Source organism: Hydrogenophaga sp. (genome assembly GCF_018780075.1).
Classification (GTDB): Bacteria; Pseudomonadota; Gammaproteobacteria; order Burkholderiales; family Burkholderiaceae_C; genus Hydrogenophaga.
This window is the reverse complement of sequence record NZ_JADMKB010000070.1, coordinates 1-17,097: the sequence shown is the minus strand read 5'-3', so window position 1 is coordinate 17,097 and position 17,097 is coordinate 1. Positions and strand designations below refer to the sequence as shown.

At 67.8% G+C, this 17,097-nt stretch carries 21 protein-coding genes; 7 read left to right on the top strand and 14 right to left on the bottom strand.

All coding sequences use genetic code 11. The features are described from left to right. Positions 1-294: 294 nt before the first annotated feature. The 3 genes from IV088_RS13585 to IV088_RS13575 form a co-directional block, all read right to left on the bottom strand. Positions 295-912 (bottom strand): DNA-3-methyladenine glycosylase I, encoded by a 618-nt coding sequence (locus IV088_RS13585; protein ID WP_291102838.1) that lies wholly within the window; start codon positions 910-912, stop codon positions 295-297. 61 nt (positions 913-973) lie between these two features. After that, positions 974-1,300: a hypothetical protein gene (locus tag IV088_RS13580; RefSeq protein ID WP_291102835.1), complete on the bottom strand. Its 327-nt coding sequence runs from the start codon at positions 1,298-1,300 to the stop codon at positions 974-976. Further along, positions 1,297-1,917, bottom strand: coding sequence for a TetR/AcrR family transcriptional regulator (locus IV088_RS13575; protein ID WP_291102832.1), 621 nt, complete (start codon positions 1,915-1,917; stop codon positions 1,297-1,299). Before IV088_RS13575 ends, IV088_RS13580 begins: the two co-directional genes overlap by 4 nt. Positions 1,918-2,108: 191 nt before the next feature. Between IV088_RS13575 and IV088_RS13570 the strand changes: the two genes are divergently transcribed. Continuing rightward, positions 2,109-2,522, top strand: coding sequence for a VOC family protein (locus IV088_RS13570; RefSeq protein WP_291102829.1), 414 nt, complete (start codon positions 2,109-2,111; stop codon positions 2,520-2,522). A gap of 15 nt (positions 2,523-2,537) precedes the next feature. On the opposite strand, the gene hpaI is transcribed toward IV088_RS13570, so the two are convergent. From hpaI to hpaR, 10 genes are all read right to left on the bottom strand, one after another. After that, positions 2,538-3,347 (bottom strand): 4-hydroxy-2-oxoheptanedioate aldolase, encoded by an 810-nt coding sequence (gene hpaI, locus IV088_RS13565; RefSeq protein WP_291102826.1) that lies wholly within the window; start codon positions 3,345-3,347, stop codon positions 2,538-2,540. Then, positions 3,344-4,372: a 2-dehydropantoate 2-reductase gene (locus IV088_RS13560; protein ID WP_291102823.1), complete on the bottom strand. Its 1,029-nt coding sequence runs from the start codon at positions 4,370-4,372 to the stop codon at positions 3,344-3,346. The genes hpaI and IV088_RS13560 overlap by 4 nt, the downstream gene beginning before the upstream one ends. After that, positions 4,369-5,130 (bottom strand): class II aldolase/adducin family protein, encoded by a 762-nt coding sequence (locus IV088_RS13555; protein WP_291102820.1) that lies wholly within the window; start codon positions 5,128-5,130, stop codon positions 4,369-4,371. The genes IV088_RS13560 and IV088_RS13555 overlap by 4 nt, the downstream gene beginning before the upstream one ends. 22 nt (positions 5,131-5,152) lie before the next feature. After that, on the bottom strand, positions 5,153-5,992 hold the full coding sequence (hpaH, locus tag IV088_RS13550) for a 2-oxo-hept-4-ene-1,7-dioate hydratase (protein WP_291102817.1): 840 nt from the start codon (positions 5,990-5,992) through the stop codon (positions 5,153-5,155). Positions 5,993-5,999: 7 nt separating this feature from the next. After that, complete coding sequence (locus IV088_RS13545; protein WP_291102814.1) at positions 6,000-6,452, bottom strand: 5-carboxymethyl-2-hydroxymuconate isomerase; 453 nt, start codon at positions 6,450-6,452, stop codon at positions 6,000-6,002. A gap of 14 nt (positions 6,453-6,466) precedes the next feature. Further along, complete coding sequence (gene hpaD, locus IV088_RS13540) at positions 6,467-7,393, bottom strand: 3,4-dihydroxyphenylacetate 2,3-dioxygenase (protein ID WP_291102811.1); 927 nt, start codon at positions 7,391-7,393, stop codon at positions 6,467-6,469. 348 nt (positions 7,394-7,741) lie between these two features. Then, positions 7,742-9,214, bottom strand: coding sequence for a 5-carboxymethyl-2-hydroxymuconate semialdehyde dehydrogenase (gene hpaE / locus IV088_RS13535; RefSeq protein ID WP_291102808.1), 1,473 nt, complete (start codon positions 9,212-9,214; stop codon positions 7,742-7,744). After that, positions 9,211-9,984: a fumarylacetoacetate hydrolase family protein gene (locus tag IV088_RS13530; protein WP_291102804.1), complete on the bottom strand. Its 774-nt coding sequence runs from the start codon at positions 9,982-9,984 to the stop codon at positions 9,211-9,213. Before IV088_RS13530 ends, hpaE begins: the two co-directional genes overlap by 4 nt. Next, positions 9,981-10,637 (bottom strand): fumarylacetoacetate hydrolase family protein, encoded by a 657-nt coding sequence (locus IV088_RS13525; RefSeq protein ID WP_291102801.1) that lies wholly within the window; start codon positions 10,635-10,637, stop codon positions 9,981-9,983. The genes IV088_RS13530 and IV088_RS13525 overlap by 4 nt, the downstream gene beginning before the upstream one ends. Next, on the bottom strand, positions 10,634-11,119 hold the full coding sequence (gene hpaR, locus IV088_RS13520) for a homoprotocatechuate degradation operon regulator HpaR (RefSeq protein ID WP_291102798.1): 486 nt from the start codon (positions 11,117-11,119) through the stop codon (positions 10,634-10,636). The genes IV088_RS13525 and hpaR overlap by 4 nt, the downstream gene beginning before the upstream one ends. Positions 11,120-11,225: 106 nt before the next feature. On the opposite strand from hpaR, the gene IV088_RS13515 reads away from it, so the two are divergent. Continuing rightward, complete coding sequence (locus IV088_RS13515) at positions 11,226-12,269, top strand: nitronate monooxygenase (protein WP_291102795.1); 1,044 nt, start codon at positions 11,226-11,228, stop codon at positions 12,267-12,269. Continuing rightward, positions 12,270-12,575 (top strand): antibiotic biosynthesis monooxygenase, encoded by a 306-nt coding sequence (locus IV088_RS13510; protein ID WP_291102792.1) that lies wholly within the window; start codon positions 12,270-12,272, stop codon positions 12,573-12,575. Here IV088_RS13510 and IV088_RS13505 read toward each other — a convergent pair. Beyond that, positions 12,572-13,711 carry a hypothetical protein gene (locus IV088_RS13505; protein ID WP_291102789.1) on the bottom strand — a complete coding sequence of 380 codons (1,140 nt, stop codon included), beginning with the start codon at positions 13,709-13,711 and terminating at the stop codon, positions 12,572-12,574. The genes IV088_RS13510 and IV088_RS13505 overlap by 4 nt on opposite strands. A gap of 64 nt (positions 13,712-13,775) precedes the next feature. Here IV088_RS13505 and radA point away from each other — a divergent pair, with 64 nt between their 5' ends. The 4 genes from radA (at position 13,776) to IV088_RS13485 (ending at position 16,974) form a co-directional block, all read left to right on the top strand. Beyond that, positions 13,776-15,152 carry a DNA repair protein RadA gene (gene radA, locus IV088_RS13500; RefSeq protein WP_291102786.1) on the top strand — a complete coding sequence of 459 codons (1,377 nt, stop codon included), beginning with the start codon at positions 13,776-13,778 and terminating at the stop codon, positions 15,150-15,152. A gap of 188 nt (positions 15,153-15,340) precedes the next feature. After that, positions 15,341-15,772 (top strand): glycerate kinase, encoded by a 432-nt coding sequence (locus IV088_RS13495; RefSeq protein WP_291102783.1) that lies wholly within the window; start codon positions 15,341-15,343, stop codon positions 15,770-15,772. 55 nt (positions 15,773-15,827) lie between these two features. Beyond that, positions 15,828-16,766 carry a branched-chain amino acid transaminase gene (locus IV088_RS13490; protein ID WP_291102780.1) on the top strand — a complete coding sequence of 313 codons (939 nt, stop codon included), beginning with the start codon at positions 15,828-15,830 and terminating at the stop codon, positions 16,764-16,766. 1 nt (position 16,767) lies between these two features. Then, on the top strand, positions 16,768-16,974 hold the full coding sequence (locus tag IV088_RS13485; protein WP_236963284.1) for a zinc-finger domain-containing protein: 207 nt from the start codon (positions 16,768-16,770) through the stop codon (positions 16,972-16,974). The last annotated feature ends 123 nt before the right edge of the window (positions 16,975-17,097 follow it).

The following is a 17,097-nucleotide window of genomic DNA, read 5'->3' as shown; positions in this document are numbered from 1 at the left end:
GTCAGCGTGTGTCATCGGCACGCCTGCGCGGGAGGGCGTCCTACAACCCTTAACTTGTGCGGACTTCGGTCGCTATCGAATGCAGCGCTGCCGCTGGTCTGCCACTTTTCCCAGCGGCACAAGACTTGGCGGCTCAGTACCCACCCGACGGCGCAGCCGGCCCCTTTGAAGCACCCGCGCCAAACCGCTGCACAAACCTGCTCGCCGCCCTCACCAGCTGCATCGCGTCCACCCCCACTGCCACGAACAGCGCGCTCGCGTCGAGGTACTGCTGTACCAGCGCCGAGGCAGCGGTCAGCGCACCGGCACCTTGAACACCGCCCGCGCCTGATCCACCCGCGGGGCCACGATGCAGCCTGGCACGTGGTCGTTCAACAGGCCCATGGCCTGCATGAAGGCGTAGACGGTGGTGGGTCCGACAAACTTCCAGCCGCGTTGCTTCAGGTCTTTCGCCAGGGCAAGCGCCTCGGGAGAGGTCGTCACGGTTTGAGGGGGCGCGGCTGTGGACCGGTCCACTTCGTAGCGCCAGAAGTAGGCCGCCAGTGAGCCGCACTCGGCCTGAAGGCTGACGGCGCGACCGGCGTTGTGGATGACGGCTTCGATCTTGCCCCGGTGACGGACGATGCCTTCGTCCTGCAGCAGGCGGGCGACCTGGCGCTCGTCGTAGCTCGCCATCCGGTGAAAGTCAAACCCGTCGAATGCCTTTCGGAAGTTCTCGCGCTTGGCGAGGATGGTTCGCCAGCTCAGGCCCGACTGGAAGCTCTCCAGGCAGAGCTTCTCGAACAGGCGGATGTCGTCGCCCACCGGGAAGCCCCATTCGTGGTCGTGGTAGGCCTCGAACTCCGGCGCGGCGGCGCACCAGCGGCAGCGCGGCTGACCGTCGCTGCCGGTCACGGTCTGGGCGGCGCTCACAAGGCAACCTCCGCTCTTCGAGCGGCGGTGCGAGCTTGCTTGGGGCGGCCCGGCGCGGCGCTCATGCGGCACTCCCGCTGCCGGCGAGCAGCGCAGACAAGCCTTGCGCCATGAGCGAGGGGGCGACGGCGTGGATGTCGGCCGTCACGACGCCGTGCAACACGAAGGGGTCCTGCGCGACGCGGGTATGGATCGCGGCGGCATCGGTGCCCGCGGCGATCACCAGGCCGCCCTGTGCCTGATCGAGCGAGCCGGCCAGCAGGAAGCTGCCGTCGGCGATGCCGTCCTGAATCCACTGTTTGTGCCCGGCCATCCACTGGCCCGCCTGTGCGCGGTTCGGGCCGAATCGCAGGAAGACGATGAACACGGTGGTGCTGTGAAGGTTCATGAGGCGGCCTTTCGTCTGGGCCGCTTCGCGGCCACCGGATGGGGAACGAAGGTGTCCAGCCACGCCGCCATCGCATCCACTTCGCGCTGGATGAAGGCTTCGTCGTGGAAGGTGCTGGCCAGCATGGCGACGCCCTGGCTGCGCGCGAGCAGGTGCAGCGCCAGTTCGTCGGCGCGCGGCGCATGGCCCAGGGACTCGAACTGGGTGCGCAGCCAGTCGCGGAACTGGCCAAAGATCGTGCCGGCGTCGCCTTGCGCAGGGTGGTCGAGCTTGGACAGTTCGGCGCACAGCGTTCCCACCGGACAGCCGTAACGCTGGATGTCGTGCCGGTTGCGGACCAGCATCTCCGCGAAGCAGCGCAACCGGTCCGACGGCGTTGCGGCGTCCCGCGTCCATGCGTCCAGCATGGACTGGGTGCGCACCGAACGCAGCGCGATGACCGCCGCCAGGATGTCGTCCTTGGTTCGGAAGTGGTAGTAGAAGTTGCCCCGCGAGAGGCCGACGGCGTCGGCGATGTCGGCAAAGGACGTCTTCTCGAACCCCCGTTGGTAGAACAGGGTGTCCGCCGCCTCGACGATGCGGCCTCGGGTGGTGGGTGTGGCTTCGGCGGCGCTCATGACGGTGAGGGCATGGTGGGCGGGTGTTCCTAGGACGATTGGCCTAGGCAGTATAGGACAAGCGTCCTAAGCAAGGCAACGGCGGCGACAGCATGCCGCTCATCACATTGGTCGGCCTCTTGTCATGAGAACTGTATTTATATACAGTTTCCACCTCCAACACGCTCTCCGCACCAACCGAAGGATCCCACATGCTCGACCACATGACGTTTCGCGTGACCAACATCGCCCAGGCCAAGGCCTTCTACAGCGCGGCCCTGGCGCCGCTGGGCTACAGCGTCTGCTTTGAAGGGAACTACGGTTCCAACATGCTCGGCCTGGCCTACCCGGACGCCGCCGAGCCCGACGGCAAAAAGGCCGATGTGTGGTTCATCGACGGGCCTTCGCCCTACGGCGGGCCAGCGGCCACCTCGGGTTGCCATCTGGCGTGGCGCGCACAAAGCCGCGCTCAGGTGGATGCCTTCTACAAGGCAGCGATGGCCGCCGGCGGCAAGGACAACGGCGCGCCCGGCCTGCGCCCGGACTACCACCCCAACTACTACGGCGCCTTTGTGATCGACCCCGAGGGCAACAACGTCGAAGCGGTCTGCCACCTCCCCGAGTGAGCGGCGCCGGGGCGCTCAGTAGCCCCCGGATGAGGACGGCGGGGTGGCTGCTGCCCCGGCGCCAAAGCGCTGCACCAACCCACTCGCCGCCTTCACCAGCAGCGTCGTGTCCACCCCCACCGCCACGAACAGCGCGCCCGCGTCGAGGTACTGCTGCGCCAGCGTCGGGTCGGTGGCGAGGATGCCCGCGGCCTTGCCGGCGGCACGCACGGTGGCGATGCCGTCGAGGATGACGCGTTGCACCTCGGGGTGGCCGGGCTGGCCGCGGTGGCCCATGCTGGCCGAGAGGTCGGCCGGGCCGAAGAACACGCCGTCCACGCCCTCGGTCTCGGCAATCGCCTTCAGGTTCTTCACCGCGGTCACGGTCTCGGCCTGCACCAGCAGGCACATCTGGTCGTTGGCCTGGTTGAGGTAGTCGTCGACCTGGTTCCAGCGCGAGGCGCGCGCCAGCGCGGCGCCCATGCCGCGGATGCCCTCGGGCGGGTAGCGCATGGCCTGGACCATCAGCGCGGCCTGCTCGGCGGTGTCGACCATCGGGATCAGCAGGGTCTGCGCGCCGATGTCGAGGTATTGCTTGACGAGGGCGACGTTGGCCTCGACCGCGCGCACGACGGCGTGGGTCTTGCCGTAGGGCGCAATCGCGCGCAGCTGGTCGAGGGCGGTGCGCGGGTCGTTGGGTGCGTGTTCGCCGTCGATCAGCAGCCAGTCGAAGCCGCAGCCGGCCAGGGCCTCGGCCACATCGGGTGAGGCGAAGCCGACCCAGCAGCCGATCTGGGCTTGGCCGGCCTTGAGGGCATCGCGGAAGGTGTTCTGGGGGATTTTCATGGTGTCTTCGTCGGTTCGGGGTAGAGCTGCTTCATTTGCCCCATGAGCCGGGTCAGGCCCATGAGCGCGTCCATGTTGGGCGTGGCTTCGCCCAGGTGCTGGCCGATCTCGCGCACCGCGCCCACCAGCGCGTCGAGCTCGATGGGGCGACCGGCTTCCACGTCCTGCAGCATCGAGGTCTTGAAGGAGCCGAGCTTGCGGGTGACGGCGTGGCGGTCTTCCGGGCTCTGGTCAATGGGGATGCCGATGCGGGCGCCGATGGCCTTGGCCTCCAGCATGATGGCGCTGACAAAACCGCGCACCAGCTCGTCGTCCAGGATGCGGTCGCAGGGCGCCCCGGTGATGGCCGAGATGGGGTTGATGGTCATGTTGCCCCAGAGCTTGAACCAGATGTCGCGCTGGATGCGCTCGGAGACGGTGATGCCGAAACCTGCCTGCGTGAGCAAGTCGCTGAGGGCCTGCACGCGCGGCGACACGCCGCCCGCGGGCTCGCCGATGATGAGCTGGTTGTTCTTGATGCGCTCGATGCGGCCGGGGGTGGGCGCGGCGGCGCTGGCGTGCACCACGCAGCCGATCACTTGCGACGTGGGGATCTGCGCGGCCGTCGCGCCGCCGGGGTCCACCGCGTTCAACCGCAAGCCCGCGGCCTCGCCGGGCAGCCCGTCGAAGAACCACCAGGGCACACCGTTCATGGCCACCAGCACCACCGTGTGCGGCCCCATGAGCGCGCGCACCGCGGGAGCCACTTGCGGCATGGCCGGGCCCTTGACCGAGACGATCACCAGGTCCTGCACGCCCAGGCTCGCCGGGTCGTCGCTGGCGTTGACGGCCACGCGGTGCTCGGCACCGTCGGCATCCACCCAGGTCAGGCCCTGCTCGCGCAGGGTGCGAAGCGTCTCGCCGCGTGCCACGGCCGAGAGTTGAATCTGACCGGCCGGCAAACGCGAACCGATCCAACCGGCGAACAGCCCGCCGATGGCACCCACGCCGACCACCGCGACTTTCTGAACAGAAGGGGCGTTCATGCGCGGTACCCCGGGTCGACGCGGTCGATCAGGCGCTGCATGGCGGCGAACGAATCTTCACCCGCGCCGAATTGGGGGTTGAAGTTCAGCGAGTCGCGCACGCAGGCCTGCAGCGCGGCTTCGGTGATGGGCTGCAGCTCGCCCAGCGGCTGCGAGGCCATCTGCACTTCGCACGCGCGCTGCAGCACCCACAGGCGGTTGAAGGCCTGCGCCAGCGTGCTGCCCATGATCACAGGCCCGTGGTTGCGCAGCAGCAGCACGGGTTTGCCGCCCGATGACGCGAGGATGCGCGCGCCTTCGTCGCGGTGCACGGTGATGCCCTCGAACGCGTGGTACGCCACCTGCCCGTACAGCTGCGCGGCGTAGAAGTTGGTGAACGACAGACCGTCTTTCAGGCAACACACGGCCATGGTCGGCGTGGTGTGCACGTGCATCACGCAGTGCGCGTCGGGCAGGGTGGCGTGGATGGCGCCGTGGAAGGTGAAGCCAGCGGGGTTGATGGGCCAGTCGCTGTGGCCCATGGTGTTCCCGTCGATGTCCACCTTCACCAGGTTGGACGCCGTGACCTCGGTGTAGTGCAGGCCGAAGGGGTTGATGAGGAAGTGGTCCTCCGGCCCGGGCACGCGCAGCGAGATGTGGTTGTAGATCAGCTCGGCCCAGCCGAGGTGAGCAAAGATGCGGTAACACGCGGCGAGCTGCACGCGGGCGGCCCACTCGGTTTCGCTGAAACGCGCGGGGCGCAGGAAGGCTTCGGACATGTATTGGTCTCCTCTGGAGCGTTCAGATGAACTTGAAACTCAGGCAACCCAGCGGGCCGTAGTCCGCCTCGAACAGGTCACCCGCCTTGGCCGCGACGGGCCGCGTGAAGCTGCCCGCGAGCACGATCTCGCCGGCCTGCAGCGTTTCGCCCCAGAGCGCGAGCTTGTTGGCCAGCCAGGCGATGCCGATCGCCGGGTCGCCCTGCACGCCGGCGGCCAGGCCGGTCTCTTCGACCGCGCCGTTCTGCCGCAGGATGGCGCCGCACCAGGGGCGGTTGGTGCTGCGCGGGTCGGCGCGGAACAGGTTGGGTTGCTTAGGGTCGCCCGCGCCGATCACGATGCCGGCGTTGGCCGCGTTGTCGCTGATGGTGTCGTAGACCTTGCGCATCACCTTGGTGTGGCGGTCGAACTGCTCGATGCGCGCGTCGATGATCTCGATCGCGGGCGTGATGTAGGCGGTGGCGGCGAGCACGTCTTCCACCGTCACATTGGGGCCGGCCAGCGGCGCCTTGAGCACGAACGCCAGCTCCACCTCCACGCGCGGTGCGATGAAGTGATTCACCGGAATCTCCAGCACCTCACCGGCCCTCGCGGTGTAGAGCATGTGATCGAGCAGCGTGCCGTAATCCGGCTCGTCGATCTGGCTGCTGATCTGCATGGCGCGGCTGGTGAGGCCGATCTTGTGGCCGATGACCTTTTTGCCTTCGGCCTTCTCCAGATCCACCCAGGCGCGGCCAATGCGGTAGCCGTCTTCGACGGTCATGCCGGGGTGGCGCTTCGAGAAATGCTCGACCTGCGTGCGGGTCTGCTGGGACTGCTGCAACTCGGCGGCGAGTTCGGCGATGAGTTCGGGGCTGAACATGTTTTTCTCAGGCTTTCTTGGGAGCAAAGAGCGGGTGCAGCGAACTGTTCTTGGCGTCGAAGACCTCGTGGCCTTCGTCCACCTGCACGGTGATGCCGATGGGGCGCTTCGCGAGTTGCTCGGCAAAGCGCTCCTTCACGCAGACGCTGAGCGCATCGCCCACGCGCTGGTGCACGAGAGCGCTGCGGCCCTGGGCCATGCGCACGTTCATGTAGACGAAGGCGTAGTCGCCACCCAGCCCGGCCGCGATGCCCGCGGCACCGCCGTCGGACACGGCGCTGTGCGCCGAAGGGTAGGCCAGCACGCGCGTGCCGCCGGTGGGGAAGACCTGGCGATCCTGCTCGTCGCGCACACCGAGCATGGTGTCGCACAGGGCGCGGCACAGGCCGCTCATGTCGACGCCGCCTTCGGCCGCGGGCTTGTCGAGGTTGGGGGTGTAGAGGATGACGAGGTGGGGCATGGGAGGGGTTCCGTTCAGAGGCGCGAACTCACGAGGCTGAAGCCGTCGGCGGCCGAGGCCTGCGCTTGGGGGATCGCTTTGCCGGTGACGGGCGTGACCGGGAACACAGCGTTGATCTGGCCGGTGCCCGAGGCGCCGAAGTACGGCGTGATGACCTCGGCCTTGCCGGCGTATTCGCTCCAGCCCAGCACACCCAGCATCATGGCGGTGTCGTGCATGAAGCCTTCGCCGTGGCCCTTGGCCGCGTACTCGGGCAGCATGCCGCAGAAGTCGGCCCACTCGCCGTTTTCCCACATCTGCACGACGCGGTGGTCCAGCGTTTCGAGGAAGGGGCTCCAGACCTTGAAGGCAAATTCGGGGGCGAGGCCGTTCTGTGCAAAGCGGTGGCTCAAGCTGCCGCTGGCGAGGAAGGCGACGGTGCCGTCGTAGTGGTCTTCGACCGCCTTGCGCATGGCCCAGCCCAGGCGCGCGCTGTCGTTGAGGTAATGAACGGTACACAGCGCCGAGACCGAGATGGCCTTGAAGTGCTGGTCGGCGTTCATGTAGCGCATGGGCACGAGGGTGCCGTATTCGGGGCCGAGCGTGGTGGCGTGGTGGGCCAGGGTTTCGACGCCGTGTTCGTTGGCCACCTTGGCCAGCAGTTGCCCGAGTTCGGGGTTGCCGGGAATGGAGAACGGCAGGTTGCTGATGAAGTGCGGCAGCTCGTTGCTGGTGTAGGTGCCTTCGAAGTGCGGCGCGCAGTTGAGGTGGTAGCTGGCGTTGACGAGCCAGTGGGTGTCGAAGACGACGATGGTGTCGACGCCCAGCTCTTTGCAGCGGCGCGCGATTTCCTTGTGGCCGTCGATGGCGTCCTGGCGGGTGCCTTTGCGGGGGCCGTCGAGTTCGCTGAGGTACATCGAGGGGACGTGGGTGATCTTTCCTACGAGTGCTACTTTGCCCATTGCGTCTGTCTCCGTTGCTTTGTTTGTTGGCTGCTGTTGCTTGGCTGACTTGTGTGCGGAGAAGGCGGTGATGGGCGTGTACCTACGCTCATGTCCCCCGGTCTGCGCTGCGCGCAGCCCTCCTCCTTTACTTCGCTGCTGCACACACCCATCACCGCCTTCTCGCTGCGCATCGGTTGGCCCAAAGTTCGCGCCCAGGTTGCTTCTGGCTCAGCGAGTCGGGGTACCCGACGCAGCGAAGTAAAGGAGGAGAAACGGGCGCAGCCCGTTTCGGGGGACATGAGCGGAGTCGGGTACCCCGGCTCGCTGAGCCCGCCCAGGTGCATGAGCGAAACAGAGGCGAACAAGTCACACCCCCCAATGAGGAATGTGGTGCGAGCCCAGCGACACCGCCACGTTCTTGGGCTCCAGAAACACCTCATAACTCCAGGTCCCGCCCTCTCGCCCCGTGCCCGACGCCTTGGTGCCTCCAAACGGTTGCCGCAGGTCGCGCACATTCTGCGAATTCACGAAGCACATGCCTGCTTCCACGGCAGCGGCCACCCGGTGCGCCTTGCCGATGTTCTCCGTCCACACGTAGCTGGAGAGACCGTAGGCGATGTCGTTCGCCAGCTCGATGGCGTGCGCCTCGTCGCGAAAAGGAATCAGGCAGGCCACCGGGCCGAAGATCTCTTCCTGCGCGATGCGCATGCGGTTGTCCACGTCGGCAAACACGGTGGGCCAGACGAAGTTGCCGGCCTGCACATGCGCGGGCAGTTCGGCCGCATAGCTCGGGCGGTCGATGCCGCCGCACAGCAGGGTCGCGCCCTCCTTCGGCCCCAGCTCGATGTAGCTGCGCACCTTCGCCAGATGGCCCTGGCTGATCATCGGACCGATGGTGGTTTTCTCGTCCTGCGGGTCGCCCACGACGATGCGCTTCGCGCGCTCGGCGAACTTCGCCGCAAAGTCGGCGTAGATGCTCTGCTGCACCAGGATGCGGCTGCCCGCCGTGCAACGCTCACCGTTGTTGCTGAAGATCATGAAGAGTGCGGCGTCGAGCGCGCGGTCCAGATCGGCGTCGTCGAAGACCACGAACGGGCTCTTGCCGCCCAGCTCCATGCTGAACTTCTTCAGGCCCGCGGTCTTGACGATGCGGTTGCCCGTCGCCGTGGACCCGGTGAAGGAAATCGCGCGCACGTCCGGGTGCGCGCACAGCGGCTCACCCGCCTCCTTGCCGAAGCCGTGCACCACGTTCAGCACACCGGCCGGGATGCCGGCTTCCAGCGCCAGCTCGCCCAGGCGCGCGGCGGTCATGGGCGACAGCTCGCTCATCTTCAGCACCGCCGTGTTGCCGAACGCCAGCGCTGGCGCGACCTTCCAGGTGGCGGTCATGAAGGGCACGTTCCACGGCGAGATCAGCGCGCACACGCCCACCGGGTGGAACAGCGTGTAGTTCAGGTGCGTGGGCGTGGGGTAGGTGTGGCCGTCCACGCGGGTGCACATCTCGGCGAAGTAGCTGAAGTTGTCCGCCGCGCGCGGGATCAGCTGCTTGCCGGTCTGCGCAATCACCTGGCCGGTGTCGTCGGTTTCGGTTTGCGCGATCTCCGGCACGTGTTTCGCGATCAGTTCGCCGAGTGCGCGGATCTTCTTGGCGCGCTCGGTCGCGGGCAGGCCGGCCCATTTCGGGAACGCGTCCTTGGCGGCCTGCACCGCCGCGTTGACGTCCGCCTCGGTGCCCGAGGCCACTTCGGCCAGCACACCCTGCGTGGCAGGGTTGATGGATTCGAAGTAGTCGGTGCCGGCGACGGTCTTGCCGTTGATGAGGTGATCGATGCGGGTCATGCTGGTCTCTGTGCGGTGATGGTGTTGGTGAGAGCGCCGATGCCCTCGATCTCGGTGACGATCACGTCGCCGGGCTGGCAGTCGACCACGCCGTCGGGCGTGCCGGTGAGGATCAGGTCGCCGGGTTGCAGGGTCATGAAGGCGCTGAAGTACTCGATCAGCGTGGGCACATCGAAGATCATGTCGCGCGTGTTGCCTTGCTGCGTGACCTGGCCATTGACAGTGGTCTGCAGCGCGAGGTTCATGGGGTCGGGAACATCGGTCGCATCCACCAGCCAGGGGCCGATGGGCGTGCAGGTGTCGCGGTTCTTCACGCGCAGGTTGGGGCGGTACCAGTTCTCCAGGTAGTCGCGGATCGCGTAGTCGTTGGCCACGGTGTAACCGGCCACGTGCTGCAAGGCGTCGGCCTTCTTCACGCGCTTCGCGGGCTTTCCGATCACCACCGCGAGTTCACATTCGTAGTGCATGAAGTTCACGCCGTCGGGCCGAACGGTGAAGGCGCGGTGGCCAATGAGCGATGCCTCGCCCTTCACAAAGGCCAGCGGTTCCTCGGGCGCCTTGAAGGCGAGTTCCTTCGCATGGTCGGCGTAGTTCAGTCCCAGCGCGAGCACGGTGCGGGGACGGGGCACCGGAGCCAGCGGCGGCAGCCAGACCACCTCGTCAAAAGCCACACGGCGGCCTTTGAACGCGGGCGTGAGCAGCTCCAGCTGGCCATCGGCTTCGATGGCGTCGTGGACCGCACCGGCCCAGGCAATGCGGGCGCGTTTCATGCCGTCATCTCCTGCACAAAATGGTTGGTGAGCGGGCTCAGCCCGGTGGCGGTGACCTCCACCGAGTCGCCGGCCCGTGCGCGCGGCCGCGAGCCGTCGTCCAGGCAGTCGGTGCCGACCATCAGCACGTCACCCGGCCGCATGGACTGGAAGGCGTTGACGTCGGCCCACAGCGTGGCGGCGTCGCGCAGCATGTCCTGCAGCGACACACGCTGGCGCACCACGCCATCGACCCGCAGCTCCAGCGTCAGCGCGGCCAGACCGCCCAATCCGCCCAGCTCGGCGACCGGCCGCACCACGTCGCCCACGCCGAGGAAGCCGTCCACGTTGTGGTACTTCACCGGCGGCCGGTAGTAGCTCGCGTGCGGAACCGCCACATCGGCCAGCAGCACGCAGCCCGCCACCTCGCCGCCCTCACCCGCCACCAGGCCGAGCGAGGCACTGACCTCGACCTCGTCCACCCCTGTGGGCAGCACGATGGCGTGCCCGCAACGCGTGAAGGTGTTGGCGGTCTTGATGTAGAGCACCGGCGCCAGCGGCGGTGCCTTGTAGGGCGCCTCGTGCATGCGCGGCGCCCACAGCGCGTGTTCGCGCCGGAAGTTCAGCAGGGTCCCGTAGACCGTGCCGCTGGGGAGGTAGGGAGGTGGGTTCATGGGGTTTCTTCCTCGGGCAGTTCATCGCTCACCGGCGCCTCCAGCGCGATCACCTGGTCGAGCAGCGTGTAGAGCTTCGCCAGCTGCGCCTTGCCCAGTTGCGCTTCCATCCACGCGTAGTGCGCCTCGATGGTCTCTGACAGCGTGGCCACCAGCTTCAGGCCCGCGCGGGTGGCGCGCACCACGGTGCGACGCGCGTCCTGCGGGCAACGCGCGCGGCTGATCAGGCCATCGCGCTCCATGCGCGTGAGCACGCCGGTGAGGCTGGGGCCGAGCAGCAAGGCCTCGCGCGCCACGCGGCCGGTCTCGACACCCGCCGGGTCGCCCGCGTGTTCACCCAGCACGCGCAGCACGCGCCACTGCTGGTCCGACAGGCCGTGCTCGCGCAGGCTGGGCCGGGTGTGTTGCATCACCGCCTCGCGCGCTTCGAGCAGCAAGCGGGGCAGGTTGCGGTGGACGAAAGAAGGTGATGGTTGGCTCATTTATTTAATATGTTAAATGATTGCCTCGGTAAACCCAAATCGGGGTTAACCCGACTTCGAGCGGGGTTTGACAGGACCCCGGCCGCCGGGCGGACAATGCCGGACCATGAACACCCTGCTGGCCCTGCTGGGCACCGAACTCCCCCTGATCCAGGCCCCGATGGCGGGCGTGCAAGGCGCGGCACTGGCCGTGGCCGTCTGCAACGCGGGGGGCCTCGGGTCGCTGCCCGGCGCGATGCTCACGCCCGAGGCGCTGCACACCGAGCTGAAGACGCTCACCCAAGGCACGTCCCGCCCCTGGAACCTCAACTTCTTCTGCCACACGCCCCCCGTGCCCGACCCGGCCCGCGAGGCGCGCTGGCGCGAGGCGCTCGCGCCCTTCTACGCCGAGGCCGGTCTCGACATCGGCACCGTGCCCACGGGCGCGGGCCGCGTGCCATTCAGCCAGGCCGCGGCCGATGCGATCGAACCCTTCCGCCCGCCGGTGATGAGCTTCCACTTCGGCCTGCCCGCGCCCGACCTGCTGGCGCGCGTGAAGGGCTGGGGCAGCGTGGTGCTGTCGTCGGCCACCACGGTCGAAGAGGCGCGGTGGCTGGTGGCCCACGGCGTGGACGCGGTGATCGCGCAGGGCCTGGAAGCCGGAGGCCACCGAGGCATGTTTCTCTCAGACGACCTGACGACCCAGGTCGGCAGCTTCGCCTTGCTGCCGCAGATCGTGGCCGCCGTGGACGTGCCGGTGATCGCGGCCGGCGGTATCGCCGACGCGGCGGGCGTGGCCGCGGCCATGGCGCTGGGCGCGGCCGGCGTGCAGGTGGGCACGGCCTACCTGTGCTGCCCGGAGACCACCACCAGCGCCCTGCACCGCGCCGCCCTGCAGAGCGAGGCCGCGCACCACACGGCGCTCACCAACCTGTTCACCGGCCGGCCGGCGCGTGGCATCGTCAACCGCGTGATGCGCGAGCTCGGCCCCATGAGCCCGGCCACGCCGGCTTTCCCGCTCGCCACCGCCGCCATGGCCCCGCTGCGCGCGCACTTCGAGGCGCTGGGCAGCGGCGATTGTTCACCGCTGTGGTCGGGTCAGAACGCCAGCGGCTGCCAGGCGCTACCGGCGGCCGAACTCACGCACCTGCTCGCACGGGGGTTCAAATAGATGTTTGTGGTGATCTTTCGGGCCAAGGCCCGCGCGCTCGATGCCGAGTACAGCGCCATGGCCGCGCAGATGCGCGAACTGGCGTTGACACAGTTCGGCTGCCTCGACTTCACCGCCGTCACAGAAGGTGACCAGGAAATCGCGCTGTCGTACTGGCCCGACGAGGCCCGCATCCGCGCCTGGAAACAGCACACCGACCACCTGATGGCGCAGCGCCTGGGCCGCGAGCGCTGGTACGCCAGCTACTCGGTGGAGATCGCCGAAGTGACGCGGCGCTACAGCCACCCACCGGCGACGCCGGTCTAGAAATAGTCGTCGGGGTCGCGGTCGGCGCGCACACGGCGCGGTGTGTCGCGCTGCTGGTTCAGCCAGCGCTTGAGCGACGCAGGTTCCCGCACCTGTTCCAGGTCCTGCTCCAGTTGCGCCACCGCCGATTCCAGCGCGTCCACCTGCGCCAGCAGGTGCTGTTTGAGGGTGTTGGGGTTGGTGGCCTGGCCCGGCGGCAGATCGAACTCGCCGGCCAGGCGCTGCTGGCGCGCGGCGCGCTCGCGCTCCAGATCGGCCACCTGCTGCTTGAGCAACAGGGTCAGCGCGGCCAGCTTGTCATCGGCCAAACGCGACACCGCCGCCGGGTCGGCCAGCTCCGCACGCAGCTGGATCTGCATCAGCGTGACCAGGTCCTTGCGGCCATACGCCGCGTTGGCCTCGCTCATGAGCGCGGTCTTGCGCAGGCGCTCCTGCGGATCGGGTTCGCGGTCCGGGTGCAGGGCGCTGGCCAGCTGACGGAACAGCGTGCGCAGCTGGGTGTCGGCATCGGTCTGCTGGGCCTGGGCCTTGATCTGTTCGGTGCCTGGCTTTTGCTTGGCCTTGCGCGCTTTCGCCTTCGCCTGGCGGCGCGCCTGCTCTTCGTCCTGCGACTCGCGCAGCCGCGCCATGCCGGCGCGCAGCAGTTCTTCCATCGAAGCGTCTTCGCCCGCATGGGTCAACGGCTCGCCCAACACGTCTTCCAGCCGCGCCCGCAGGGCGTCGGCCGCGGCCTGCTTTTTCTGCGCCAGTGTCTGTCGGCTGTGCCGGTCGTGCAGCGCGGCCATCGCCGTGTCGCCCTCCTCGGCCAGGGTCTGCGCCAGCCGGCACAGGGTTTCGGTGGCGGTGTCCTGCTGCAGGCGGCTCAGCGCCTTGCCCTGCAGGTGTTCGGCCAGACCCTGGGCCAGCTCGCGCATGTGCTCACGCTGGCGCTGCTGCAAGGGCGCGACCCAGCGGTGCAGCTCCACCCGGTGCGACTGTGCCAGCGCGTCCAGCTCGGCGAGCTGGGCCTTGAGCTTGTCGACGCGGGTCAGCTGCAGGTTGAACGCGCGCACGGCGGGCGACGGCGGCAGCTCATCCGCCCGCAGCACACGCAAAGCGGCGGCGGGCGGCAAACGGGGATCGTGGGGTGCTGACAAAGGGTGTCCAGAGGAGGCAGGCCAGGCCGGGAGCGCGGCGGGACTCGACTATATTGCCTGCCACATGGCCAAAGAAAAAACCCAATACACCTGCAACGAGTGCGGCGGCAGCAGCCCCAAGTGGCTGGGCAAGTGCCCGCACTGCAACGCCTGGAACACGCTGATCGAATCGGTGGCCGAATCCACCGCCCCGGCGAAGAACCGCTTCGCCTCGCTGGCCAAGACGGCCGAGGTCACGACGCTCGCCGACATCGACGCCACCGACGTGCAGCGCACGCCCACCGGCCACGACGAGCTGGACCGGGTGCTGGGCGGCGGCATCGTGGAAGGCGGCGTGGTGTTGATCGGCGGCGACCCGGGCATCGGCAAGTCCACCCTGCTGCTGCAGGCGTTGGATTCGCTGCAGCGCTCGGGTCAGAAGACGCTGTACGTGACCGGTGAAGAAAGCGGCGCCCAGGTCGCGCTGCGTTCGCGCCGGCTCGGGCTGGATGGTTCGCAGGTCAGCGTGCTGGCCGAGATCCAGCTGGAGAAGATCCTTGCCACGCTGGACCACACCAAGCCCGCCATCGCCGTGATCGACTCGATCCAGACGGTGTATTCCGAACAACTGACCTCGGCGCCCGGCTCGGTGGCCCAGGTGCGCGAGTGCGCGGCCCACCTGACGCGCGCGGCCAAGGCCAGCGGCACGGCCATCGTGCTGGTGGGCCACGTGACCAAGGAAGGCGCCCTGGCCGGCCCGCGCGTGCTGGAGCACATGGTGGACACGGTGCTGTATTTCGAGGGCGACACACATTCGAGCTTCCGCCTGATCCGCGCCATCAAGAACCGCTTCGGCGCCGTGAACGAGATCGGCGTGTTCGCCATGACCGAGCGCGGTTTGAAAGGTGTGAGCAACCCGAGCGCGATCTTTCTCTCGCAACATTCGGAGCCGGTGCCCGGCAGCTGCGTCATGGTGACGCTGGAAGGCACGCGCCCCATGCTGGTGGAAATCCAGGCGCTGGTGGACAGCGGCGGCCCATCGCCGCGCAGGCTCTCCGTGGGCCTGGACCGCGACCGGCTGGCCATGCTGCTGGCGGTGCTGCACCGCCACGCCGGCGTGGCCTGCATGGACCAGGACGTGTTCGTCAACGCCGTGGGCGGCGTGCGCATCAGCGAACCGGCGGCCGACCTGGCGGTGATGCTGGCCATCACCAGCAGCCTGCGAGGCAAAGCGCTGCCCAAAGGCTTCATCGCCTTCGGCGAGGTGGGCCTGGCGGGCGAGGTGCGCCCCGCGCCGCGCGGACAGGAGCGGCTGAAGGAAGCCGCCAAGCTCGGCTTCAGCGTGGCCGTGGTGCCCAAGGCCAACGCGCCGAAGAAAAACGACAAGGCCTTCGAGGGCCTGACCATCCACGGCGTGGACCGCATCGAGGAAGCCATGGAGCTGGCGCGCAGCCTGGCGTGAAGTACCCCCCGCAGCGCTTCGCGCTACCCCCCAGGGGGCGGCACTGGCCGTCCGGCAAAGCCGGCCCGACGGTGCCCTGGGCTGCACCACTTCAAGCGTCCGAGGTGGTGTTCTGGCGCCATGAAAGACTGATGGGGTAAGCGTTGTCCGCAACGGCGCGCCCGCCGACAGCCGCGACAATCCAGGGCATGAACTTCCAGAGAATTGTGATTCCGCTGGCCGGCGCCGCGCTGCTGGTCCTGGCCCATCAGAAATACGGCTGGGCCGGCGTGGCCGTGGTGACCGGTGGTCTGGTCATGTGGCTGCTGCTGCACGTCACGCGGCTGATGACAGTGTTCAAACGCGCGTCGAGCCGGCCCATCGGCCACGTGGACAGCGCCGTCATGCTCAACGCCAAGCTCAAACCCGGGGTGACGCTGATGCACGTGTTGGCCATGACGCGCTCGCTGGGCGAGCGCCTGACGCCGGAGGGCGAGGACCCGGAACAATTCCGCTGGACCGACGCCAGCGACTCGTCGGTCACGGCGAGCTTCCGGGGTGGTCGGCTGCGGGAGTGGGCCCTTCAGCGCCCCGGCGCTGAAGCGGCACCCGCAGACCCCGGCGCCGGCACGCCACCGTAAAATGGCCGGTTCGCAGGCCACTCCCGAGGCCGCCCCCATTTCAAAGGACGCATGCATGAGCCCCGTAGTTCCCTCGATGTCCGACCGCGACGGCAAGATCTGGATGGACGGCCAGATGGTCGACTGGCGCGACGCCAAGATCCATGTGCTGACCCACACGCTGCACTACGGCTGCGGCGCTTTCGAAGGGGTGCGGGCCTACAACGCGGTGGGCGGCACGGCGATCTTTCGCCTGGAAGAGCACACCGAGCGCCTGTTCAACAGCGCCAAGATCCTGCGCATGAAGCTGCCGTTCACCAAGGAAGAGGTGAACGAAGCCCAGAAGGCCGTGGTGCGCGAAAACAAGCTCGAAAGCTGCTACATCCGCCCGCTGACCTGGATCGGCGACAAGAAGCTGGGCGTCAGCCCCAAGGGCAACACCATCCACCTGATGGTCGCGGCCTGGGCCTGGGGCGCCTACCTGGGTGAAGAGGGCCTGAAGCGCGGCATCCGCGTCAAGACCAGCAGCTACACCCGCCACCACGTCAACATCACCATGACGCAGGCCAAGGCGGTGAGCAACTACACCAACTCCATCCTGGCCAACATGGAAGTGACCGACGAGGGCTACGACGAGGCCCTGCTGCTGGACAGCTCGGGCTTCGTGAGCGAAGGCGCGGGCGAGAACATCTTCGTGGTCAAGAACGGCGTCATCTACACGCCCGATCTGTCGGCCGGTGCGCTCAATGGCATCACCCGCAACACGGTGTTCCACATCGCCAAGGACCTGGGCCTGGAGATCGTGCAGAAGCGCATCACGCGCGACGAGGTTTACATCGCCGACGAGGCCTTCTTCACCGGCACCGCCGCCGAAGTAACCCCCATCCGCGAACTCGACCGCATCGAGCTCGGCGCCGGCAGCCGCGGCCCGATCACCGAAACGATCCAGAGCGCGTTCTTTGACATCGTCAACGGCCGCAACCCCAAGTACGCCCACTGGCTGGCGAAGGTTTGACATGAAAAACGCAACGATTGAACTGGCCGCCGCCGACCTGAACCACCAGGGCGGCATCTTCTGCCCCAGCCCCAAGGCCGACATGAAGCTCTGGAACAGCCACCCCAAGGTCTACCTGGACGTGGCGAAGACCGGCACAGCCCGCTGCCCTTACTGCGGCACGGTGTACCAGCTGAAGGCCGGTGAGGTGGTGTCTCACGGACACTGACGGTCCGCTTCGGCGCAGCGTCACCCACAGAAAGGGCGTCTTCGGACGCCCTTTCTGCTGCGCGCAGGCAAAAAAAAGCCACCTTGCGGTGGCTTTGTAAAGTCCTTGGAAGGACGTCGTTGG